This window comes from Nocardia sp. CC227C (assembly GCF_030767025.1).
In the GTDB taxonomy this organism is placed as follows: Bacteria; Actinomycetota; Actinomycetes; order Mycobacteriales; family Mycobacteriaceae; genus Nocardia.
Genome location: NZ_JASITE010000033.1, coordinates 1 through 23,361, shown reverse-complemented (window position 1 = coordinate 23,361; position 23,361 = coordinate 1). Strand labels below are relative to the sequence as shown.

Below are 23,361 nucleotides of genomic sequence, written 5' to 3'. Positions count from 1 at the left end.
GCCACTGAAGAAACTGCTCCAGGGAGCCGACGTGTCACGCGTGGTCTCACCCACCGCGATCGACGCCCCGGAGCTGCTGGACTGGTACGCCGCGCAGCGGCCCGCCGGGTCCTGAGCCCACCTCCGCTCAGCGCACCTTCGCGAAGAAGGCGCGGATGTCGGCGGTGTGCATCTCGGGCAGTTCCATGGCCACGAAGTGGTTGCCGGTATTGCCCTCGGGCCAGTGCGTGATGAGGTTGTCCCGTTCGGCGAGTCGGCGCATGAGGGCCGAGCCGCCGCCGTAGACGCCCATCGGCACCGACCGCTGGCCCTTCGGCCACGCGAAGCCGTCGTCACCGAGGCCGTTGTACATGGGCCAGCTGGAGGTGGCGGCGGTATTCGTGAACCAGTACAGGCTGATATCGGTGAGCAGGTGATCGCGTTCGACGGCCTCCTCGAGATGGTCGGCCAGCGGCGCGAATTCGGCGAACTTGTGCACCAGCCACGCCATCAGCCCGACCGGGGAATCCGTCCACGCCGCGGCGAAGGTCTCCGGGGCGTCGTGCAGCAGGACGTGGTGGTCCACACCCGTCATCCACTTCTGCATCATGTCCCACTCGGCGCGTTCCTCGGCGTTCATGGTCGGCACATCCGCTTCGGTGGGCATGCCGACACCGCCGTCGATGTGCACGCCGACCACGTGATCCGGTGCGGCGATGGCCATCTCCTGCACCACGTACACGCCCAGATCGCCGCCTTGGACGCCGTAGCGGTCGTAGCCGAGCCGGTCCATGAGCGCGACCCACATCTCGGCCACCTCGCGGGGTGACATGCCGAGTTCCCGGGGCGCGTCGGAGAAGGCGAAGCCGGGGACCGACGGGATCACCACATGGAACGCCTGGGCCGGATCGCCACCGTGACGCTGCGGATCGGTCAGCATGCCGATGGATTTGGTGAACTCCACGAAGGTGTTCGGCCAGCCGTGGGTCAGGATGAGCGGCAGCGCGTCCGGTTCGGGTGAGCGCACGTGCAGGAAGTGCACGTCCAGGCCGTCGATTTCGGTGATGAACTGCGGGAATTCATTGAGCGCGGCTTCCTGTGCGCGCCAGTCGAACTCGGTGCGCCAGTACGCGGCCAGCTCCTTCAGGTAGGAGACCGGCACGCCCTTGTCCCAGTCCCGTCCCGGCAGCGGCGCGGACCAGCGGGCGCGGGCGAGCCGCTGGTTCAGGTCGTCGATATCGGCCTGTGGAATGGCGATGCGGAAGGGGCGGATCTCGTCGGTCATTGCCGGCTCCTGTGTCGTTCGGGCGATGTGACCACCACGCTATGGGCCATATAGGACTATTTCGGTCCTAGATCAGCGGCACAATGAAAATATGACGGACACACCGGCGCGACTGCTGCGGCTGCTCTCGCTCCTACAGACTCCCCGTGACTGGCCGGGGAGCGAACTGGCCGAACGACTCGGCGTCACCGACCGGACGGTGCGCCGCGATATCGAGCGCCTGCGCGAGCTCGGCTACCCCGTCGAGGCCACCCTGGGCGCGGCCGGGGGATACCGCCTGGTCGCGGGCGCGGCCCTGCCGCCGCTGCTGCTGGACGACGAGGAAGCGGTCGCCATCGCCGTCGGTCTGCGCTCGGCCGCGGGCGCTGCGGTCGCGGGCATCGAGGAGGCGTCCGTTCGCGCGCTGACCAAGCTCGAACAGGTGCTCCCCGCCGCACTGCGCCGCCGCGTCCGCGTCCTGGCCACCGCCACCGCCACACCGGCTTCCGGACGCACGCCGGTGGATCCGGAGATCCTCACCGCCCTGGCCGCCGCCGTCACCAACCGCGAACGCGTCCGCTTCGCCTACCGCTCGGCCGCCGGAACCGAAACCCGCCGCCACGCCGAACCCGTCGGGCTCGTCTCCGCCCGCCACCGCTGGTACCTGGTCGGCTACGACCTCGACCGGGACGCCTGGCGCTCCTTCCGCGTCGACCGCGTCACCCGGCCGCATCCCACCGCCGCCCGCTTCACTCCCCGCCCGCTGCCGGCGGACAGCCCCGCCGCCTACGTGGCGGGCGAGCGAACCGACTGGGGCACACCGACACTCCATGTCCGCGCCACCATCCACGCCCCCGCCCACCGCGTCACCGGTCGACTGGGCGACCTGCCCGGTGACATCGTCGCGCTCGACGACCGCAGCTGCCGCCTCGACGCCCACCGCGACGACTCCCCGGAATGGCTGGCCCACCGCCTGCTGGACCTCGGCGTCGACTTCGAACTCCACGATCCCCCCGAGTTGGCGGCCGAACTCCGCGCCGTGCGGTCCCGCATCGACCGCGCCCTGCCCTCCTGAATCGGACGCCGTCGGTCCACCGGTTTGCCGACCGCGTCTTCGGCGGACGCAGGATCGCGCTGGCTCCGGATGCGCCGGGAGACCGCCGGTGCGGGAATCGGAACGCCTTCGTGGTTCGCGCCCCGGTCGTGCGCGCCATATGGCATGCTGCCGTCCGATCCGAACAGGAAGAAGGTCGATGACTCCGCTGTCTCGCAGGTCCGCTCTCGTATCCGCCGCCGTCGCCGTGGGGGCCGTCGCGTTCGGCACTCGAACCGCCGCCGCACACGGCCACAATCCCGCCGTGTTCTTCGACATCACCATTGGTGAGCAGCCGGTCGGACGGCTTGTCATGGAACTGTTCGCGGACGCGGTGCCGCGCACCGCCGAGAACTTCCGGGCGCTGTGCACGGGGGAGAAGGGCACCAGCCCCGGTGGCGCGGCGCTGCACTACAAGGGCTGCGCCTTCCACCGGGTGATCCCCGGATTCATGGCCCAGGGCGGCGATTTCACCGCCGGTGACGGCACCGGCGGCGAGAGCATCTACGGCGGCAAGTTCGCCGACGAGAACTTCACCCGCACCCACACCGGCCCGGGCGTCCTGTCCATGGCCAATTCCGGCCCCGGCACCAACGGCTCCCAGTTCTTCATCACCTTCGCCGAAACCCCCTGGCTGGACGCCCGCCACGTGGTCTTCGGCCAGGTCACCGAGGGCCTGCCCCTCCTCGACGCGATAGCCCGCGTCGGCACCGACTCCGGCGCCACCACCGCCCCCGTCCGCATCGCCGACTGCGGCCAGCTCTGACCTGACAGTCGATCACGGGGAACCGGTGGCGGCATCGGCCGAGAGGGCGCCGCCACCAGTTCCCTGTCGCGGAGTTATCCACAGGGGAGTGGCGCGGGGTGGGGGAGGGGTATGGGGGTGTTGGAGGGGCCGTTTCCGGGGGCGTGGGCGCGGGCGGCGGGAGTGGTGACGCGGTGGGAGTTACGGCACGACTTCGTGCGCGTGTTTCCGGATGTGTACCTGCGGCGCGGCGTGGTGCTCGACGCCGCCGGGGTCGCTCGGGCGGCGGCACATTGGGCCAAGGGCAGTGCGGTGGTCATGGGCTGTTCGGCTGCCGCTCTGCACGGGACGCGTTGGTTGGAGCCGACGCGGCCCGCCGAGCTGGCGCGACCGGAGCATGCCAAGCCGCCGCCGGGGATCCACGTCACCAGGACAACGTTGGCGGCGCACGAGTGTTGTGAGATCGACGGATTCCGGGTGACCACTCCCGCCCGCACCGCCTTCGATATCGGGCGCCGTCTGCCTCGGGAGCAGGCACTGCCGATCGTGGACGCCCTCTGCGCCGCAACGGGACTGGCGCCGAGCGAGATCGCCGCGGTGGTGCGATGCCATCCGGGGGTGCGGGGCGTGCGCCGTCTGGCGGACCTGCTCCCGTTGGTGGACGGCGGAGCGGAGTCGCCGCCCGAATCGCTCACCCGGCTGCTGCTCATCGACGGCGGCCTACCGGCCCCGACCACCCAACTCGTGGTCCGCGACCACTACGGCACCTTCGTGGCCCGCCTGGATATGGGCTGGAGACAATGGCGCATCGGCGTCGAATACGACGGTGTCCAACACTGGACCGACCCCGCCCAACGCACCAAGGACATCGACCGCACAGCCACCCTGGAATCCCTCGGCTGGCGCATCATCCGAGTAAACGCCACCCTCCTGCACCGCCGCCCCCACACCATCCTCGACCGCGTCCACGCCGCCCTCCGCGCCCACGGGTTCTCATGATCATGGGGAACTGGTGGCGGCATCGGTCGAGAGGGCGACGCCACCAATTCCCCGTCGGTCAGTCCGACAGGTCGAAGGCGGCGATGACCTTGGTGGGGCGAAGGCGGACCACCAGTTCGCCGGGGACGCCGTTGCGTTTGCCGAACTCGTCGGCGCGGTCTCGTCCCATGTAGCGGCCGCCGATGGCGGTGGCGGTGCGTACGAGTTCGCCGAGGTCCTCGGACGTGGTGGCCTCACCTTGCACCTGCACGAAGCCGAAGGGCGGCTCCTCCAGGTCGACGCAGAGCGCGAGGCGGTTGTCGCGGGCGAGGGCCTTGCCCTTGGCGGAGGTCTTGCCGGTGTTGAAGACCAGTTCGTCGCCCTCGACGATGAACCAGATCGGCGTCACCACGGGACGCCCGTCGGAGGCGGTGAAGGCCAGCTTGCCGGTGCGGGTACCCGCCGAGAGGAAGTCGCGCACTTCGGGGTCGGAGAGGGAAGCCATGGCCCCACGGTACGGATGACGCCGGACGATCCACGCCAATCGGACGCGGGACACGCCTCCGCGTTCTATAGCAGATTCCGATTGTTCTTAGAATGGCCGCGTGGAGGACATCGGCGCCATCGGCGTATTGCAGGATCCCGTTCGGCGGCGGCTCTACGAGTACGTGGCCGGTCGCGGCGAGCCGGTGAGCCGCAACGAGGCCGCGGAAGCGGTCGGGATACAACGCCCCTTGGCCGCACATCATCTCGACAGGATGGTGGCGGCCGGACTGCTGGAAACAGAGAGTCGGCGACTGTCCGGGCGGTCAGGGCCGGGCGCGGGGCGACCGGCGAAGCTCTACCGGCGGACGACGACGGAGCGTCAGATCTCCTTGCCGCCGCGTGACTATCGGACCGCCGCGGACCTGCTGGCGCAGGTGGCCGAGGAGGCGCGGCTCGACGTCGAACTGGCGGCGGCGGCCCGCAGGCGGGGTGCGGCGCTGCGGGGCGATCGCGAGCCGGTGCGCGATCTCGAGACGGCCGCGGCGGTCCTGGCCGCCCGGGGATACGAGCCGTTCGACGCGGACGGTGTGCTGCGCATGCGCAACTGCCCCTTTCACGCCCTGGCGGAGGCGTATCCGCCGCTGGTCTGCGGTATGAATCTCGCCCTGCTCGAGGGCTGCCTGGGCGACTCCGACCGGGTTCGGGTGCGCATCGACCCGCGACCGGGCCTGTGCTGCGTCGCGGTCGAGGCTTCTAAAACAAATGAGAATTGACATAGAAGCGGGGGCCGTGGTGAGGTGAGCCCATGACCGGCCATCACCTCGCCCAGCTCAACCTGGCCATCCTCGAGTACCCCCTCGACGATCCGCGCATGGTGGACTTCACCTCGAATCTCGAGCCCATCAACGCACTCGCCGAGAGTTCACCCGGCTTCGTCTGGCGACTCGTGGACGATTCCGGCAAGGACGCCACCACCATGCGGCCGTTCGGCGACGACGTGATCATCAACCTGTCGGTCTGGGAGAGTCGAGAGGCGTTGTGGGACTACGTCTACCGCAGCGGTCACCTGGAATTCCTGCGCCGGCGCGGCGACTGGTTCAAGCGCCCGCGCCAAGACATGATCGTGCTGTGGTGGATCCCGGCCGGCCACACCCCGACCCTCGAGGAAGCCGTCGAACGCCTGACGATGCTGCGCTCCAACGGTCCGTCACCCCGGGCCTTCTCGCTGCGGGAGAACTACTCCGCCGTGGACGCCCAGACGCCGGCGTGAACCGTCACGCCACCCAGCGCCGCAGGGCGTCGACGGCGAACACGGCAACCCGCCGAATACACGGCTTCGCGACGCGACGCAGGGGCGATGTGGAAGGCCGAAGCGGTGGTGTTGCTCGGCGACTTCTCGACCTGGCCCGGTCCGCAGCGCGATATCATCTGGCAGCGTTTTCTCGGCGTGGATACCGGGCGGGTGAGGTTGGTGCCCGAGAGTGCGGCGGCGGCCTCGGCGGCGCAGTGCGTCGGCTGTCTGCGCGGTGCGCAGGCCGAACCGCATTCCGGCCAGATCCGGGCCTCCACCAAGACCATCGAGCATCCCGAACTGGGCCGCCTGACCCTCGACTGCGATGCCCTCGAGGTTCCGGATGCCGATCAGACGGTGGTGGTGTACTCGGCCGCGCCGGGCACGCCCGAGGCCACGACGCTGGAGCTGTTGCGGGTCACCGGAACCCAGCGGCTCACCCGGTGATCAGATCGCGCCGTGCTCGCGCGCCCGCGCCACCGCCGAGGTGCGCGACTTCACCCCGAGCTTGGCGTAGATGTGCACCAGGTGGGATTTGACGGTGGTCTCGCTGAGGAACAGCCGCCGTCCGATGTCACGGTTGGACAGGCCGTCGGCGACCAGGCGCAGCACCTCGATCTCCCTGGGGCTCAACGTGGTATCGGGTTTGCGGACGCGGGTCATGAGCTTCGAGGCGACCGACGGCGACAGCACGCTCTCGCCCGCGGCGGCCGACTGCACCGCGGCCAGCAGTTCGGACGGCGGCGTGTCCTTCAGGATGTAGCCGACCGCCCCCGCCTCGATCGCGCCGAGGATATCGGCGTCGGTGTCGTAGTTGGTCACCACCAGCACATTCGGCGGATCGGGCAGGGCGCGCACCGCCGCAGTGGCGTCGGCACCCGACTTGCCGGGACCGAAGCGCAGATCCATCAGCACCAGGTCCACCGGGGTGGTGGCGCAGAAGGCGACCGCCTCATCCGCCGTCGTCACCTCGCCGACCACCTCGATGTCGTAATCGGCCTGCGCCGCACCGGAACCCAGCAGGGCGCGCAGACCCGCCCGGACGATGGCGTGGTCGTCGGCCAGCAGGATCCTGATCATTGCCGATCCTCCAGGGGGAAGGCGATGGTGACGGCGGTGTGGCCGGGTTCGGATTCCACCTCCATGGTGCCGCCCTGCTGCTCCACCCGGCTGCGCATGGCGGTGAGACCGAAAGTGCCGGAGGGCGGGTGGGCCAGCACGGTCGCGGGAATCCCGACCCCGTCGTCCACCACATCCAGGTGCACGGCGTCGTCGGCGTAGGTCAGGGTGATGCGCATCCGTTCGGCTTCCGCGTGCCGCACCACATTCGAGACCGCGCCCTGGGCGATGCGCACCAGCGCGGCCTCCATCGGCATGGGCAGCCCGTGCGGGGTGCCCTCGACCAGCATCTCGGTCTCCAGGCCCGGCGTGGCCGCGCGCTGGGCGATGCGTTCCAGCGCCTGCGTCAGCGACTGCCCCTCCAGCGCCGCGGGCGTGAGTTCGGCGATGAGCTGGCGGGTTTCGACCAGGCTGTCGGCGGCGGTCTCGCGTGCCAGCCGAATCTGTTGCAGCGCCGGGTGATCGGGGGCAGCTCGTTCGGCGGCGTGCAGCAGCAGCTGAATACTGCTGAGGCCCTGGGCCACCGTGTCGTGGATCTCCTGGGCCAGACGCTCGCGCTCGGCGATTTTGCCCGCGGTGCGTTCGCGCTCGGCGAGAGTCTCACGGGTGGCGAGCAATTCGTCGATGAGACGCTGACGGTCGGCGGCCTCGCGATACAGCGCCGAGTACCCGAGCCCGATGGCCACCGCCACCACCGCACCCAGGATCGGGCCGACCACCGCGCCCACCGACCAGCCCCGGTGCATGGCGAATCCGAACACCGACAGCGCGGTGGTCGCCACCACCGCCAGCAGCCCCCAGTAGCGCGGCAGCAGGTGCAGGTAGAGGAAGAACAGGCCGAAGACCAGGTACACCGCGTCCGGGGCGAGCATGACCAGGCCGAGCCAGAGCGCCGTGAGCACCAGCAGCCAGACCCGCGCCGCCGTCGGACGGCTCTTGAACAGCGCCCCCGCGAAGTAGACGCCCAGGAACGCCCCCGCGATCACCAGCACCGCGGCGGGGTGGGAGTTCGACACCAGATTGCGTGCCGCCACGAACACCGTCAGCGTCACCACCAGGGCGTGCAGGCCGAGCTGGAGGGCGGCGAAGACGGGGGTAAGGGGCGATCGGTGCACGCCAGACAGCTTATGCCCGGCTATCGGGGCGGCATCCATCGAAAGTAGGAAACGTCGCCCCACCGTTCGCTGGTCGGCGTTTCATTCCGCGGCGCGATGGCCCGGACCCGGATCGGCGACAGGGTGGAGGCATGTTCGTCGCGCTCCGAGATCTGCGCGCCGCCCGCGGCCGCTTTCTGCTCATCATCCTCGTGGTCGCCATGGTGGCGTTGCTCGTGAGCTTCCTCAGCGGCCTCACCTCCGGCCTGGCGCACCAGAATATCTCCGCCGTGCAGTCGCTGCGGACCGATACCGTGGTGTTCGCCGACACCGGGGGCGGGCCGTCGTTCGACACCTCGACGCTGACCGCCGAGCAGGTGGACGCGTGGCAGCGCACCGGCGGCACGGTGGACCCGATCGGCATCAGCCGCACCCGCGCCAGCGCGGCGGGGGCGCCGCCGACCCAGGTGGCATTGTTCGGGGTCGGCGGCACGCCATTCGGCAATCGAGTGGCTACCGCGTCGGGCGAGGTGGTGCTCAGCAGCGCGGCGGCCGAGCGGCTGCACGCGAACGCCGGAGACACGGTCGAACTCGGTTCGGGCGCGTTCACCGTTCGCGGCGTGACCGCTGACGACTGGTACGCGCATACGCCGGTGGTGTGGATGACGCTGCCGGACTGGCGGGCGGTGAGTCCCGGATCCGGTGCGGCCACCATTCTGGCGGTGTCGGGCGTCTCCGACCTCGCGGCCGCCGACGCCGCCGCGCACACCATCACCACCTCCACCGAGGATTCGCCCTCGGCGATGAGTTCGTACGAGGCCGAGAACGGTTCGCTCACCCTCATGACGGTCATGCTCTTCGTCATCTCCGCACTGGTGATCGGCGCGTTCTTCACGGTGTGGACGATTCAGCGGACCGCGGATATCGCGACGCTGAAAGCCCTTGGCGCGATGACCGGTTCGCTGGTGCGGGACGCGCTGGGGCAGGCGCTGGTGGTGTTGCTCGTCGGGGTGGGGCTCGGGGTCGGCGGCACGGCGCTGGCGAGCCTGTTCCTCGGCGACGCACTGCCTTTCGTGCTCAGTGTGTCCACGACCCTGGTCCCCGCCGTCGCGCTGATCGTTCTCGGCCTGCTCGGCGCGGCCTTCGCCCTGCGCTTCCTCGTCACCACCGATCCGCTCACCGCACTCAACCAGGCCCGCTGACAATGGCTGCCGCACAGGAGTTCTCGATGACAACCGCACTCACCGTCACCGACCTGACCCTCACCTACCCGGACGGGGACGACCGCATCACCGCGCTGGATCGGGTCGCGCTGTCCGTGCGCGGCGGCGAGATCGCGGCCGTCACCGGACCGTCCGGCTCCGGCAAGTCCAGCCTGCTGGCCGTGGTGTCCACGCTCATCCGCCCGGACTCCGGCCGCGTGGCACTCGACACCGGATCCGGTGCGATCGACCTCGCCCGGCTGCACCGCCGCGAGGCCGCCGCCCTGCGGCGCGAGCAGATCGGCATCGTCTTCCAGCAGCCCAATCTCATCCCCGCGCTCACCGCCCTGGAACAGCTGGAGGCCATGGCCCACCTGGGCCAGCGCCTGCTGGTCTCGCCCGCCCGCCGCCGCGCCACCCGCGCCCGCGCCCGCGATCTCCTCGCCGCCGTCGGCCTCGCCGACCACGCCCACAAGCGCCCCGCCCAACTCTCCGGCGGCCAGCGTCAGCGGGTGAACATCGCCCGCGCCCTCATGAACGACCCCGCGCTGCTTGTCATCGACGAGCCCACCAGCGCCCTGGACCAGGAACGCGGCGCGGCCGTCATCGACCTCATCGTCCAGGTGGCCCACACCCACCACCCCGCCACCCTCCTGGTCACCCACGACCCCACCCACCTGCACCACATGACCACCGTCCACACCATGCTCGACGGCCGCCTCACCCCCACCCGCCCCGCCCCCCTGGCGGCTTGATCACCGACGGGGAACCGGTGGCGGACTCTTCTCGACCGACGCCGCCAACGGTTCCCCGTCGCGACTCCATACACTCGCGGGGGTGACGGTGCACTTTATCGGGGCGGGGCCGGGGGCGGCGGATCTGCTGACGGTTCGGGCGGTGCGGGTGCTGGCGGCCGCGCCGGTGGTGCTGTACGCCGGGACGTATCTGGATCCCGAGGTGCTGGGGCACTGCGCGCCGGGGGCCGAGCTGGTCGATACGCAGGGCTTGGATCTGGATCAGATCGTGGCGCACTGTGCGCGGGCCACCCGGGAGGGCAAGGATGTGGCCCGGTTGTGTTCGGGGGATCCGTCCTTGTATTCGGCGCTGGCCGAGCAGACGCGGCGGCTCGACGCGCTCGGCATTCCGTGGGACGTGACGCCGGGGGTGCCCGCGTACGCCGCCGCGGCGGCGCTGCTGGGGACCGAGCTGACGGTGCCGGAGTTGGTGCAGTCCGTGGTGTTGACCCGGACGCGGGCGCGGTCGACGGTCATGCCGGAGTCGGAGGCGCTGGGGAACTTCGCGCGCACGCGGGCCACCCTGGTGCTGCATCTGGCGATCACCCGGATCCGGTCCTTGGCGCAGGAGCTGGTGCCCGAGTACGGGGCGGACTGTCCGGTGGCGGTGGTGTACCGGGCCAGTCAGCCCGAGCAGGTGATACTGCGGGGCACGCTCGCCGATATCGCCGACCGGGTGGAGGGGGCGGGCCTGCGGCAGGCGGCGGTGATTCTGGTCGGGCGGGCGCTGGCCGATTCGGTGTCCTGCGCGCAGTCGCACCTCTACGATCCGGGACGGGACCGGCATCATATTACATCCCACGAATGTTGAAATGCCCTGATAGCTAAGGGCTATGACCCTTCTTGGTCCTGTGGCCACTCCGGGCGGTAGATTGGTTCGGTGGTCAGCAGCAAGGTTCCGAAAACGGCCGTTTTCCGGCCCGCGAGTGTGGTCGTGCCCATGTAACGAGATCGCACGGCGGGATGGATAGCCCTTGTGAACATTTTTGTCTGATTGATATCGAAGTGAACCCCGAACAGGACGCCGCTGGCACCGCCGCGCGTCCTGTCCGGGTGTCGGCGGGGAGCGCTGCTGTGGTGTTCCGGAAGCGAGGTTTGGGTTGGACCGGCTGGATTTCGGCGGCAACGGCGAAGCTAGCGGGGAAGTGACGCCCGATTCGGGGGAGCTTTTTCCGCTGTCTCCGGCGCAGCTCGGCATCTGGTACGCCCAGCACCTGGACCCCCAGGTGCCGATCAATATCGCCCAGTACGTCGAGTTGCGCGGTGAGCTGGACATTCCACTGCTCGAGCAGGCCATGGTCGACGGCTCGCTGGAGGTCGGCTCGGGCTTCCTGCGCATCGTCGAGCGCGACGGCGAGCCCATGCAGATGGTCGACACGACGCTGGACCGCACCATCTACCAGGTAGACCTGCGCGACGAGGCCGATCCGGAGGCCGCCGCCCAGGCGTGGATGCGCGCCGACTACAGCCGCCCGCTGAACATCGTCGAGGACCGGCTCATCCGCACGGCCATGCTGCGGCTGGGTGACGATCATTACTTCTGGTACGCCCGCATCCATCACATCGCGCTCGACGGCCTCGGCGCCGTGACCTATATGACACGGGTCGCCGAGATCTACACCGCCTACGTGCGCGGCGAGCAGCCGACGCCGTCCAAGGCCACCGATCTGCGCACCCTGGTCGAGCAGGAATTCGCCTACCGCGACTCCAAGCGCTTCATCAGCGACAAGGAGTACTGGGCCGAGCGGGTGGCGGGTCTGGAGGAGGGCTCCAGCCTGGCCGGTCGCTCCGCGCCGCCCGCGCCGCTCAACCGGGTGGCCAGCGCCGCCCTGTCCGATGACAAGAGCAGTCTGCTCGACGCCGCCGCGGCCCGCTACGACACCACGCCCGCTGGCCTGCTCATCGCCGGGTTCGCCACCTACCTCGCGCAGTGGACCGGCACCGAGGACGTCATCCTCAGCCTGCCGGTGACCGCCCGCACCACCGCGGCCATGCGCCGCTCCGGCGGCGCGACCTCCAATATCGTGCCGCTGCGCCTGCACGTCGGCCACGACACCACCGTCACCGACCTGCTCGGCCAGGTGACCGTGGCGGTCGCGGGCGCGCTGCGCCACCAGCGCTACCGCCACGAGGACATTCGCCGCGACGCGGCGGGCGACGGCGTGGTGACCCGCGAGTTCTTCGGGCCGTGGGTCAACATCATGCTGTTCCACAACGAGGTCGTGCTCGGCGACGTGGTGGGCGAGTACAGCGTGCTGTCCACCGGTTCCATCGAGGATCTGGGCGTCAACTTCTACCAGTCGGTCAAGGGCACCCGGAATCACATCGATTTCGAGACCAACCCGAACCTCTACACCGAAGCCGAAGCGCGCGGCCATCATTCGCGCTTCCTCGAGTTCTTCGACCGCTTCCTGGCGGCCGATGCCGAGCAGGCGGTGTGGACCCTGCCCGTCACCACCGCCGCCGAACGCACCAAGACGCTGGTGGAGTGGAACGACGCGGGCCACGAGGTTCCCGACACCACGCTGCCCGCGCTGCTGGACGCGCAGATTCCGCTGACGCCGGACAATATCGCGCTGGACTTCGAGGGCGAGACCCTGACCTACGCCGAGTTCGGCGCGCGGGTCAACCGCCTGGCGCGCTTCCTCATCGCCGACGGCGTCGGCCCGGAATCGCTGGTGGCGCTGGGGATGCGGCGGTCGCCGGAGCTGGTCGTCGGCATGCACGCGGTGCTGCGGGCCGGTGGCGCGTACGTGCCGATCGACCCGGACCATCCGGCCGATCGCACCGCCTACATCCTCGAGTCCGCGGCTCCGGTCTGCGTATTGACCACCGCCCGTGACGATCTCGACCTTCCGCAGACGGTGCGCCGGGTCGAACTCGACACCCTCGACACCTCGGTCTACTCCGACGCGCCGGTCACCGACGCGGATCGCCTCGCGCCGCTGCGCAGCTCGAACACCGCCTACGTCATCTACACCTCGGGCTCCACCGGCCGCCCGAAGGGTGTGGCGGTGACCCACCACGCCATCGTCAACCAAGAGCTGTGGATGCTGCACGAGTATCCGATGACGGCCGACGACGTGTACCTGCAGAAGACGGCCACCACCTTCGACGTGTCGCTGTGGGGCTACTTCATGCCCCTGCTGGTCGGCGCGAAACTCGTGGTCGCGACGCCGGACGGGCACCGCGATCCGGTGTACGTGGCGGAGATGATCGAGCGGCACCGGGTCACGGTCACCGACTTCGTGCCGTCCATGCTGACGGTGTTCGTGGCGCACGCCTCCGCGGCGCAATGCGCCTCGCTGAAGTACGTCTTCGTCATCGGTGAGGCGCTGCCGCCGGAGACCGGCGCGGGCTTCCGGCGGATCACGAACGCGGGCCTGCACAACCTGTACGGCCCCACCGAGGCGGCCGTGTCGGTCACCTACTGGGAGAACACCGCCGCCGACACCGTCACGGTGCCGATCGGTGTGCCCGAGTGGAATGTCGAAGTCTACGTGCTGGATTCGCGGCTGCGCCCCGCCCCCGTGGGGGCCGCGGGTGAGCTGTATCTGGCGGGTCGCCAGCTGGCGCGCGGCTACAAGGGCCGCCCGGATCTGACCTCGGACCGGTTCGTGGCCAACCCGTTCGCGGGCGGTGGCGAGCGCATGTACCGCACCGGTGACCTGGTGCGCTGGGCCACCGTCGCGAGCGGCGCATCGGATGCCGTCGCGAGCGGCGCATCGGATGCCGTCGCGAGCGGCGCATCGGATGCCGTCGGCGTGCTGGAGTACATCGGCCGCACCGACTTCCAGGTGAAGTTCCGCGGTCAGCGCATCGAGCTCGGCGAGATCGAGACCGATCTGCTCGCCCACCCGTCGGTGTCGCAGGCCGTGGTGCTGGTGATGGACACCGCCACCGGCCAGCAGCTGGTCGCCTATGTGGTGCCGGGTCCGGGCCAGTCCGTGGAGCCCGCGGAGCTGACTCGATTCGTGGCCGAGAAGCTGCCCGGCTACATGGTTCCGGCGTCGATCATGGTGCTGGACGCCTTCCCGCTCAACACTTCCGGCAAGCTGGACCGCAAGGCGCTGCCGGAGCCGGTGTTCAGCGTCGATGTGGCCGGATTCCGCGCGCCGCGCACCGCGGCCGAGGAGATCGTGGCGGGCATCTTCGCCGATGTGCTCGGTCACGGACGGGTCGGCGTGGACGACAACTTCTTCGATCTGGGCGGCAACTCGCTCGTCGCCACGCAGGTCGTCTCGCGCATCTCGGCCGCCTTCGGGGCGCGCCTCGGCGTGCGCGCGCTGTTCGAGACACCCACCGTCGCCGGTATCGCCGCGCGGGTGGAAACCACCGCGCCGGAGGATGTTTCGCGTCCGCCGCTGGTCGCCCAGCCGCGCCCGGAGCGGGTGCCGCTGTCGCTGGCCCAGCAGCGCATGTGGTTCCTCAACCAGTTCGATCCCACCGTGCCCACCTACAACCTGCCGTTCGTGGTGCGGTTGCAGGGCGAGGTCGACATCGACGCGCTCCAGCTCGCGCTGACCGACGTGGTGGCGCGGCAGGAGTCGCTGCGCACCCTGTTCCCCGAATCCGGGGACGGCGGCTACCAGCTGGTGTTGCCCATGTCGCAGGTGGATCTCGGTATCGAGGTCCACGATATCGACGAGGCCGAACTGCCCAGGGCGTTGGCGGATTTCGCCTCCGTCGGCTTCGACGTCTCGCAGGAGCTGCCCATTCGGGTGCGGGTGTTCCGCGTCGCCTCCGCCGCTGCGAGCCTCGCCGCCTCCGCCGCCGCGGGCACCGATCTGGCCGTCGCCTTCGTGGTGCACCACATCGCCGCGGACGGTTTCTCGTTCGGTCCGCTCTCGCGCGATATGACCGCCGCCTACCTGGCGCGCACGGCCGGGGAGCAGCCCGCGTGGACGCCGCTGCCGGTGCAGTACCAGGACTTCAGCATCTGGCAGCGCGAGCTGCTCGGCTCGGAATCCGATCCGGAGTCCATGGCCGCCAAGCAGATCGCCTACTGGCGTGACGCCCTGGCGGGCCTGCCCGATCAGCTCGACCTGCCCGCCGATCGGCCCCGCCCGGTGGTGCAGTCCTTCCGGGGCAGCCGGGTCACCTTCGACATCGATCCCGAACTGCATGCCGCGCTGACGAACCTGGCCCGCACCCAGGGTGTTTCGCTGTTCATGGTGATGCACAGCGCGCTGGCCGTGCTGCTGGCGCGGCTGTCGGGCACCACCGACATCGCCATCGGCACCCCGGTGGCCGGTCGTGGTGAGCAGGCGCTCGACGACCTCATCGGCATGTTCGTCAACACCCTGGTGTTGCGCTCGGAGGTCGACGGCTCACAGAGCTTCACCGACTTCCTGTCCCGCACCCGGGAAACCGATCTCGCGGCCTTCGCCAATACCGATGTGCCGTTCGAGCGCCTGGTGGAGGTGCTCAACCCGACCCGTTCGCAGGCGCGGCATCCGCTGTTCCAGGTCATGCTGTCGTTCCAGGAGATGTCGCACGGCACCATGGAGCTGCCGAGCCTGACCGTCTCCGCGGACGAGCTCGAGGTCGACATCGCCAAGTTCGACCTGCAGTGGACCATGACCGAGCAGCGCGGGCTGCGCGGTGAGCCCGCGGGCCTGTCGGTGGTGCTGTCCTATGCCACCGATCTGTTCGACACCGCGACCGTGGCCGCTTTCGGCCGCCGGTACCTGCGTGTCCTCGAAACCGCCGTCGCCGCACCGGATATCGTGGTGCGCGATATCGACGTGCTCGAGGCCGATGAGCGCGCCACCGTGCTGCGCGCCTGGAACGACACCGCGCACGCGGTGCCGACGGCGGCCTCGTTGGGCCTGGCGGAGGCGGCTCGCGCAACCACGGAGGGTCCCGTGGCCGCCGCGTCGGACCGAGCGGTCACCGTGGTGGATCTGTTCGAGCGCCAGGTGCGGCAGCGGCCGCACGCCACCGCGCTCATCTTCGATCCGGGTGAGCGCAGCGGCGGCATGTTCGGTCCCGCCGTCGAGCTGAGCTACGCGGAGTTCTCCGCGCGGGTGAACCGCTTGGCGCGCAAACTCATCGCCGCGGGCGTCGGCCCGGAATCCCTGGTGGCGGTGGGTATTCGCCGCTCGGTCGACATGCTGGTCGCCATCTACGCCACCCACGCGGCGGGCGGCGGCTACGTGCCGATCGATCCGGACCACCCGGCCGAGCGCACCGAGTACGTGCTGGCCAGCTCGCGGCCGGTGGTCCTGCTGACGACCACCGACGACGATGTGGACTCCCGGGACTGCCAGGTCCTGCGCCTGGACACCCTCGACCTCGCCGAGTTCGACGACGCCCCGGTCACCGACACCGAACGGCGTGCGCCGCTGCGGAGTTCGAATACCGCGTACGTGCTCTACACCTCGGGTTCGACCGGCCGCCCCAAGGGCGTGGCCGTCTCGCACGCCTCGGTGCTGAACCAGATCGCCTGGATCACCGCCGAATACGGCATGGACGACACCGATGTGATCCTGCAGAAGACGCCGGTCACCTTCGACGTGTCGGTGTGGGAGCTGTTCGGCACCGTGGCCGTCGGTGCGCGGCTGGTCATCGCCGCGCCCGACGGGCATCGCGACCCCATGTACCTGTCCGAGGTCATCGGCCGCCACCGCGTCACCATGACCTCCTTCGTGCCGTCCATGCTGAGCGTGTTCGCGGGCAGCGCCTCGGCGGCCGAATGCCTGTCGCTGCGTGCGGTTCTGGTCGCCGGTGAGGCGCTGCCGCCCGCCACCGTCACCGCCTTCCGGCGCTTCTCCACCGCTGCCGTGCACAACCTGTACGGCCCCACCGAGTTCACCGTCCACGCCACCTACGCGCCCATCACCGCGCCGACCCCGACCTCGGTGCCGATCGGCCGTCCGGTGTGGAACGCGCAGACCTACGTGCTCGACGAGGGTCTGCGGCCGGTGCCCGCGGGCGTGCCGGGTGAGCTGTATCTGGGCGGCGCCCAGGTGGCGCGCGGCTACTTCGGCCGTCCGGAGCTGACCGCGGAACGCTTCGTGGCCGACCCCTTCGGGGAGCCGGGTTCGCGCCTGTACCGCACCGGTGACCTGGTGCGCTGGAATCAGAACGAGCCGGGTGTCATCGACTACATCGGCCGCACCGACTTCCAGGTGAAGTTCCGCGGCCAACGCATCGAACTCGGCGAGATCGAGACCGCGCTGCTCGCGCACCCGTCGGTCAACCAGGCCGTGGTGCTGGTCATCGACACCGTCGCCGGTGATCAGCTGGTCGCCTACGTGGTGGCCAAGGGACCGATCGACCTCGACGGCGTGAAGGCGGCGCTGCACCGGACCCTGCCCGCGTACATGGTGCCGGGCGCGTTCGTGGTGCTGGACGCCTTCCCGCTCAACGCCTCCGGCAAGCTGGACCGCAAGGCGCTGCCCGCGCCGGTGTTCGAGGTGCGCGAATTCCGCGCACCCACCACGCCGATCGAGGAGATCGTCGCGCAGATCTTCGGCGAGGTGCTCGGCATCGCCCGCGTCGGCGTGGACGACGACTTCTTCGAACTGGGCGGCAATTCGCTCATCGCCACCCAGGTCGCCTCGCGCCTGGGCATCGCGCTCGACACCCGCGTGCCGGTGCGCATGCTGTTCGAGGCCAGCACCGTCGCCGCGCTGGCGGCGCGGGTGGAGTCGCACGCCGGTGACGGCGCACGCAAGGCACTGGTGGCGCGGGAGCGGCCCGCCGACATCCCGCTGTCGCTGGCGCAGCAGCGCATGTGGTTCCTCAACCGCTTCGACACCGCGTCGGCGGTCAACAACATCCCGGTCGCCATCCGGCTCTCCGGTGAACTCGACGTGGCCGCCTTGCAGGTCGCCGTCATCGACGTCATCGACCGGCACGAATCGCTGCGCACGGTCTTCCCGGAGACCGGCAACGGCCCGGTGCAGCGGGTGCTGGACGCCGCGCAGATCGTGCCCGACCTGACCCCGGTGCCGGTCACCGAGTCCAATCTGGTCGAGCACCTCATCGAGCTGGCGTCCATGGCCTTCGACGTCACCAGCGAAGTGCCGCTGCACGCCCGGCTTTTCGAGATCAGCGAATCCGAGTACGTGCTCGGCATGGTCGTGCACCACATCTCCGCCGACGGCTGGTCCATGGGCCCGCTGGCCCGCGATGTCATGGTGGCCTACGCGGCCCGCACCTCGTGGGAGGCCCCGGCCTGGGCGGAACTGCCGGTGCAGTACGCCGACTACGCGCTGTGGCAGCGCGAGGTGCTGGGTGCCGAGGACGATCCGGAATCGCTGATCTCCAAGCAGATTCAGTACTGGACCCGGGCGCTCGCCGGCCTGCCCGACGAACTGGTGCTGCCCGCCGATCGGCAGCGGCCCGCGGTGGCCAGCTACCGCGGCGGCACCTACCCGTTCGTCATCTCCGCCGAAACCCAGCAGCTGCTGGTCGATCTGGGCCGCCAGCACAACGCGTCGCTGTTCATGGTGCTGCACAGCGCGCTGGCCGTGCTGCTGGCGCGCCTGTCCGGCACCGGCGATATCGCCATCGGCACCCCGGTGGCCGGTCGCGGTGAGGCCGCGCTCGACGACCTCATCGGCATGTTCGTCAACACCCTGGTGCTGCGCACCGAGGTGGACGGGCAGGCCAGCTTCGCCGATCTGCTCGCCACCGCCCGCGATACCGACCTGCACGCGTTCGCGCACGCCGACGTGCCGTTCGAGCGGCTGGTCGAGGTGCTCAACCCGGCCCGCTCGCAGGCCCGGCACCCGCTGTTCCAGGTCATGCTGACCTTCCAGAACACCCGTCAGACCAGCCTGGAGCTGCCCGGTCTGCGGGTCAACGGCATCGACTACGACGCCGGGCTGGCGAAGTTCGACCTCCAGCTCACATTGCAGGAGGCGCAGGACGCGCACGGGGAGCACGCCGGCATGTCGGCCGAATTCTCCTATGCCCTGGATCTTTTCGACGAGCCGACGGTGGCCGCCTTCGCGCGGCGGCTGCACACCATCCTGGACGCGGTCACGGCCGATCCGCGGCGGCCCATCGGCGATATCGAGCTGCTCGACGCCGAGGAGAAGCGGCGGGCGCTGACCGAGTGGAACGCCACCGGCTTCGACCTGGCCTCGGTACTGCCCGCGCTGCCGGAAGGCATTGCGCCGACCCTGGTCTCGCTGTTCGAGGCGCAGGTGCTGACCAGCCCGGACGCGACCGCCCTGGAGTTCGAGGGGACGTCGCTGGCCCATCCGTCGCCCGACGACCACCCCTCATCGAGTCACCTTGTGACGCTGACGTATTCCGAGTTCGCCGGACGGGTGCATCGCCTGGCCCGCAAACTCATCGCGACCGGCGTCGGCCCCGAAACCCATGTGGCGCTGGCCATCCGGCGCTCGACGGAGCTGCTGGTCGCCATGTACGCCGTGCTGGAGGCCGGCGGCGCGTACGTGCCGCTGGATCCGGACCAGCCCGCCGAGCGCATCGACTACGTGCTCGACACCGCGCGCCCGGCCGCCATCCTGACCACCGGCCGCGACGACTTCGTGACCGGCCGCAATGTGCCGGTGCTCGAGGTGGATACGCTGCGCCTGGACGGTTACGCGGACACCCCGGTCACCGATGCCGAACGGACGCGGCCGCTGCGGCCGGAGCACACCGCCTACGTCATCTTCACCTCGGGTTCGACCGGTCGCCCCAAGGGCGTGGCCGTCGAGCACGCCGCCATCGTGAACCGCCTGCTGTGGATGCAGCGCGAGTACCCGATCGGCGCGGACGACGCGGTTCTCCAGAAGACCCCGGCCACCTTCGACGTGTCGGTGTGGGAGTTCTTCTGGCCCTTGCAGACCGGCGCGCGCCTGGTGATCGCCAAGCCGGACGGTCACCGCGATCCGGTGTACCTGGCGCAGCTCATCGCCGAGCGGGGCGTCACCACGGTCCACTTCGTGCCGTCGATGCTCTCGGTGTTCGTCTCCGCGCTGGATGCCACCGACGGCGACTCTCCGTTGGTTACCGGGACCTCCAGCGCCGCGAACCCGCCCGGAGCGCAGCGGAGGGCAATCGGACTCCGCCAGGTCTTCGCCTCCGGCGAGGCGCTGCCCGCGCCGACCGCACACAAGCTGCGCGAGCTGACCGGCGCGCGGTTGCACAACCTCTACGGCCCCACCGAGGCCGCGGTCGACGTGACCTATCACGAGGTCACCGATGCCGACGAGATCGCCGTGCCGATCGGCCGTCCGGTGTGGAACACCGAGGTCTACGTGCTCGACGCCCGCCTGCATCCGGTCGCCCCGGGTGTCGCGGGTGAGCTGTATCTGGCGGGCGATCAGCTGGCCCGCGGCTACCTCGGCCGTCCGGACCTGTCCTCGGACCGCTTCGTGGCCAATCCCTTCGGCAGCGGTGAGCGCATGTACCGGACCGGTGACCTGGTCACCTGGACCGCCGACGGCGAGCTGGAGTACCTGGGCCGCACCGACTTCCAGGTGAAGCTGCGCGGTCTGCGCATCGAACTCGGCGAGATCGAGGCCGCGCTGCTGGCGCAGCCGGGCGTCGCCCAGTCGGTGGTGGTGGTGCGCGCCGACGCCCACGCCGGTGATCAGCTGGTGGGCTACGTGGTGCGCGACACCGACGCCGCCGTCGACGTGGACGCGGTGAAGGCCGCGCTGGCGCAGTCGCTTCCGGCCTACATGGTGCCCGCGGCGCTGGTGGTGCTGGACGAGTTCCCGTTGAACGCCTCCGGCAAGCTGGACCGCAAGGCGCTGCCCGCCCCGGTGTTCGAGGCCAAGCGCTTCCGCGCGCCCGCCACGCCGATCGAGGAGATCGTGGCGCAGATCTTCGCCGATCTGCTCGGCATGCCGCGGGTCGGCGTGGACGACGACTTCTTCGAGCTGGGCGGCAACTCGCTGGTCGCCACCCAGGTCGTCGCGCGGCTGAGCGCCGCGCTGAACGCCGAGATCGGCGTGCGCGTGCTGTTCGAGGCCCCGACCGTGGCGGCGCTGGCCGCGCGGGTGGAGTCGCATGCGGGAACCGGTGTGCGCCAAGCCCTCACCGCCCGCACCCGCCCCGAGCACCCGCCGCTGTCGCTGGCACAGCAGCGCATGTGGTTCCTCAACCGCTTCGACACCGATTCGGCCGCCAACAATATTCCGGCCGCCGTCCGGCTGACCGGCGCGGTCGATCTGGACGCGCTGCGCAGCGCGGTCGCCGACGTGGTGGCACGCCACGAATCGCTGCGGACGGTGTACCCGTCCTCCGACGGCGTCGCCTACCAGAAGGTACTGCCCGCCGCCCGTGCCATCCCCGCGGTGGACGTGGTCGCCGTTGCCGAGACCGAACTCCTCGGTGCCATCGGTGAATTCGTGACCCAGGGCTTCGACGTCACCGCCGAGCCGCCGCTACGCCTGCGCGTCTACCGGCTGTCCGCAGTATCCGATGCGGCGGTCGCGGGCCCCGCCGCGGACCGCCCGTCTTCCACCACCGCCCTCGACGGGCACCCTGCCGGCTGGCTGGAATCGACTTCGGCTGCCGCCTCCGGGCCTGACGCGACCGCCGACGACCACGTGCTGGTGCTCGTCGCCCATCACATCGCCGCCGACGGTTTCTCGATGAATCCGCTGGTGCGCGATCTCATCACGGCATATGTGGCGCGCAGCGACGGCGAGGCCCCGGGCTGGGCCGAACTGCCGGTGCAGTACGCCGATTACGCGCTGTGGCAGCGCGAGACCCTCGGCTCCGAGGACGACCCGCGCTCGCTCATCACCGAGCAGCTCGACTACTGGCGCGACACCCTGGCCGGACTGCCGGACGAACTGCGGCTGTCCACCGCGGCGCGGCCCGCCGTCGCCTCCTACCGGGCCGGGACGCACCGCTTCCAGCTGCCGGGTGAGCTGGTGACCGCGCTCAACCGGGTCGCCCAGACCCACGGCACCACCCTGTTCATGGTGGTGCACAGCGCCTTCGCCGCCCTGCTGTCGCGCCTGAGCGGCAGTGACGATGTGGCCGTAGGCATTCCGGTGGCCGGTCGTGGTGAGCAGGCCCTGGACGATCTGGTCGGCATGTTCGTCAACACCCTGGTGCTGCGCTCGCAGGTCGACACCGGGGAGAGTTTCGCGGAACTGCTGACGCGGGTCCGCGAGCGCGACCTGCAAGCCTTCGCGCACGCCGACGTGCCGTTCGAGCGGCTGGTCGAGGTGCTCAACCCGGCCCGCTCGCAGGCCCGGCACCCGCTGTTCCAGGTCATGCTGTCGTTCCAGAACCTCGGCCGCACGACCCTGGAACTGCCCGGACTCACCGTGGCACAGCTGGACATCGACCAGCAGACCGCCAAATTCGACCTCCAGCTCACGCTGAGCGAGGTCGCCGCCGACGCCGACGTCACGGCCATGGACGCCGAACTCGTCTACGCCACCGACCTTTTCGACGGCGCGTACGCCGACACCTTCGCCGAGCGGTTCGTGCGGGTGCTGTCGGCCGTTGCCGCCGACCCGACCGTGCGCGTGGGCGATCTGGAACTGCTCAGCGCCGCCGAGCGCACCCGAGTGCTCGACTCCTGGAACGCCACCGGCTTCGACCTGGCCGCCGCCCTGCCGGAGGTCTCCGAAGGCGCCGCCGCCACCCTGGTCTCCCTGTTCGAGGCCCAGGTCGAGCGCACCCCGGACTCGCCCGCGGTCTCGTTCGAGGGGACAACTCTGTCCTACGACGAGTTCGCCGCACGGGCCAGGAAGCTCGCCCGCTTCCTGATCGCCGAGGGCGTCGGCCCGGAAACTCATGTGGCCCTGGGCATGCGCCGCTCCCTGGACCTGCTGGTCGGCATGTACGCCGTCACCCTCGCCGGTGGCGCGTACGTCCCGCTGGACCCGGACCACCCGGCCGAACGCACCGAGTACATCCTCGAAACCGCCCAGCCCGTATGCGTTCTCACCACATCCGACATCCCCACCCCCGACGCCCCCGACGGCGACCCCGCCACCCCCGACGGCAACCCCCCGTCGGTTCGCGGCGCGTCCCGGTTCTGGACTGACGGAGCGGGGGAGCGAAGCGGAGGAGCGGAGGAGGGAAGAACCGGGACTTCCAGCGCCGCGAACCCGCCCGGAGCGCAGCGAAGGGCAAAAACATACAGCATCGATGAGCTCGATCTCTCCGGCTTCGCCGACGGTCCGGTGACCGATGCCGACCGGCGCGCCCCGCTGCGCCCCGGCAATACCGCCTACGTCATCTTCACGTCCGGCTCGACCGGCCGCCCCAAGGGCGTCGCCGTCTCGCACGCCGCCATCGTCAACCGCCTGGTGTGGATGCACGCCCAGTACGGGCTGGCCGCCTACGACGTGGTGTTGCAGAAGACGCCGTCCACT

Annotated in this window: 14 protein-coding genes; 10 read left to right on the top strand and 4 right to left on the bottom strand. The window is 70.1% G+C overall.

Annotated elements, in window-relative coordinates; translation table 11 throughout:
• Positions 1-127: 127 nt before the first annotated feature.
• Complete coding sequence (locus QMO76_RS34940) at positions 128-1,264, bottom strand: epoxide hydrolase family protein (protein WP_306365660.1); 1,137 nt, start codon at positions 1,262-1,264, stop codon at positions 128-130.
• Between the two features lie 91 nt (positions 1,265-1,355).
• On the opposite strand from QMO76_RS34940, the gene QMO76_RS34935 reads away from it, so the two are divergent.
• The 3 genes from QMO76_RS34935 to QMO76_RS34925 all read left to right on the top strand — a co-directional run bounded on the left by QMO76_RS34935 (position 1,356) and on the right by QMO76_RS34925 (position 4,080).
• Entirely contained in the window at positions 1,356-2,318 is a 963-nt protein-coding gene (locus QMO76_RS34935) for a YafY family protein (protein WP_306365659.1), read from the top strand.
• Between the two features lie 178 nt (positions 2,319-2,496).
• Positions 2,497-3,102 (top strand): peptidylprolyl isomerase, encoded by a 606-nt coding sequence (locus QMO76_RS34930; RefSeq protein ID WP_306365658.1) that lies wholly within the window; start codon positions 2,497-2,499, stop codon positions 3,100-3,102.
• Between the two features lie 111 nt (positions 3,103-3,213).
• Positions 3,214-4,080, top strand: coding sequence for an endonuclease domain-containing protein (locus QMO76_RS34925; protein ID WP_306365657.1), 867 nt, complete (start codon positions 3,214-3,216; stop codon positions 4,078-4,080).
• 58 nt (positions 4,081-4,138) lie between these two features.
• Here the strand turns inward: QMO76_RS34925 and QMO76_RS34920 are convergent, their stop codons facing one another.
• On the bottom strand, positions 4,139-4,564 hold the full coding sequence (locus tag QMO76_RS34920) for a PPOX class F420-dependent oxidoreductase (protein WP_306365656.1): 426 nt from the start codon (positions 4,562-4,564) through the stop codon (positions 4,139-4,141).
• Positions 4,565-4,664: 100 nt separating this feature from the next.
• On the opposite strand from QMO76_RS34920, the gene QMO76_RS34915 reads away from it, so the two are divergent.
• The 3 genes from QMO76_RS34915 (at position 4,665) to QMO76_RS34905 (ending at position 6,283) form a co-directional block, all read left to right on the top strand.
• Positions 4,665-5,318, top strand: a complete 654-nt coding sequence (locus tag QMO76_RS34915; RefSeq protein WP_306365655.1) for a metalloregulator ArsR/SmtB family transcription factor — start codon at positions 4,665-4,667, stop codon at positions 5,316-5,318.
• A 32-nt stretch (positions 5,319-5,350) separates the two neighbouring features.
• Positions 5,351-5,815: a DUF3291 domain-containing protein gene (locus QMO76_RS34910; RefSeq protein WP_306365654.1), complete on the top strand. Its 465-nt coding sequence runs from the start codon at positions 5,351-5,353 to the stop codon at positions 5,813-5,815.
• A gap of 87 nt (positions 5,816-5,902) precedes the next feature.
• Entirely contained in the window at positions 5,903-6,283 is a 381-nt protein-coding gene (locus QMO76_RS34905; protein WP_306365653.1) for a hypothetical protein, read from the top strand.
• Here the strand turns inward: QMO76_RS34905 and QMO76_RS34900 are convergent, their stop codons facing one another.
• Together QMO76_RS34900 and QMO76_RS34895 are read right to left on the bottom strand one after the other, a co-directional pair.
• On the bottom strand, positions 6,284-6,916 hold the full coding sequence (locus QMO76_RS34900) for a response regulator transcription factor (protein WP_306365652.1): 633 nt from the start codon (positions 6,914-6,916) through the stop codon (positions 6,284-6,286). It abuts the gene before it with no gap.
• Positions 6,913-8,070 (bottom strand): sensor histidine kinase, encoded by a 1,158-nt coding sequence (locus tag QMO76_RS34895; RefSeq protein ID WP_306365651.1) that lies wholly within the window; start codon positions 8,068-8,070, stop codon positions 6,913-6,915. Before QMO76_RS34895 ends, QMO76_RS34900 begins: the two co-directional genes overlap by 4 nt.
• Positions 8,071-8,201: 131 nt before the next feature.
• Between QMO76_RS34895 and QMO76_RS34890 the strand changes: the two genes are divergently transcribed.
• The 4 genes from QMO76_RS34890 to QMO76_RS34875 all read left to right on the top strand — a co-directional run.
• Positions 8,202-9,251 carry an ABC transporter permease gene (locus QMO76_RS34890; RefSeq protein ID WP_306365650.1) on the top strand — a complete coding sequence of 350 codons (1,050 nt, stop codon included), beginning with the start codon at positions 8,202-8,204 and terminating at the stop codon, positions 9,249-9,251.
• A 26-nt stretch (positions 9,252-9,277) separates the two neighbouring features.
• Complete coding sequence (locus tag QMO76_RS34885; RefSeq protein WP_306365649.1) at positions 9,278-10,006, top strand: ABC transporter ATP-binding protein; 729 nt, start codon at positions 9,278-9,280, stop codon at positions 10,004-10,006.
• An 82-nt stretch (positions 10,007-10,088) separates the two neighbouring features.
• Entirely contained in the window at positions 10,089-10,856 is a 768-nt protein-coding gene (gene cobM / locus QMO76_RS34880) for a precorrin-4 C(11)-methyltransferase (RefSeq protein ID WP_306365648.1), read from the top strand.
• 289 nt (positions 10,857-11,145) lie between these two features.
• On the top strand, positions 11,146-23,361 hold a 12,216-nt coding region (locus QMO76_RS34875; RefSeq protein WP_306365647.1), incomplete at its 3' end, for a non-ribosomal peptide synthetase.

Coding starts and splice junctions, on each gene's coding strand:
- QMO76_RS34925 (WP_306365657.1), top strand. CDS start 3,214: ATGGGGGTGTTGGAGGGGCCGTTTCCGGGGGCGTGGGCGCGGGCGGCG.
- QMO76_RS34910 (WP_306365654.1), top strand. CDS start 5,351: ATGACCGGCCATCACCTCGCCCAGCTCAACCTGGCCATCCTCGAGTAC.
- QMO76_RS34940 (WP_306365660.1), bottom strand. CDS start 1,264: ATGACCGACGAGATCCGCCCCTTCCGCATCGCCATTCCACAGGCCGAT.
- QMO76_RS34920 (WP_306365656.1), bottom strand. CDS start 4,564: ATGGCTTCCCTCTCCGACCCCGAAGTGCGCGACTTCCTCTCGGCGGGT.
- QMO76_RS34930 (WP_306365658.1), top strand. CDS start 2,497: ATGACTCCGCTGTCTCGCAGGTCCGCTCTCGTATCCGCCGCCGTCGCC.
- QMO76_RS34890 (WP_306365650.1), top strand. CDS start 8,202: ATGTTCGTCGCGCTCCGAGATCTGCGCGCCGCCCGCGGCCGCTTTCTG.
- QMO76_RS34900 (WP_306365652.1), bottom strand. CDS start 6,916: ATGATCAGGATCCTGCTGGCCGACGACCACGCCATCGTCCGGGCGGGT.
- QMO76_RS34905 (WP_306365653.1), top strand. CDS start 5,903: ATGTGGAAGGCCGAAGCGGTGGTGTTGCTCGGCGACTTCTCGACCTGG.
- QMO76_RS34885 (WP_306365649.1), top strand. CDS start 9,278: ATGACAACCGCACTCACCGTCACCGACCTGACCCTCACCTACCCGGAC.
- QMO76_RS34935 (WP_306365659.1), top strand. CDS start 1,356: ATGACGGACACACCGGCGCGACTGCTGCGGCTGCTCTCGCTCCTACAG.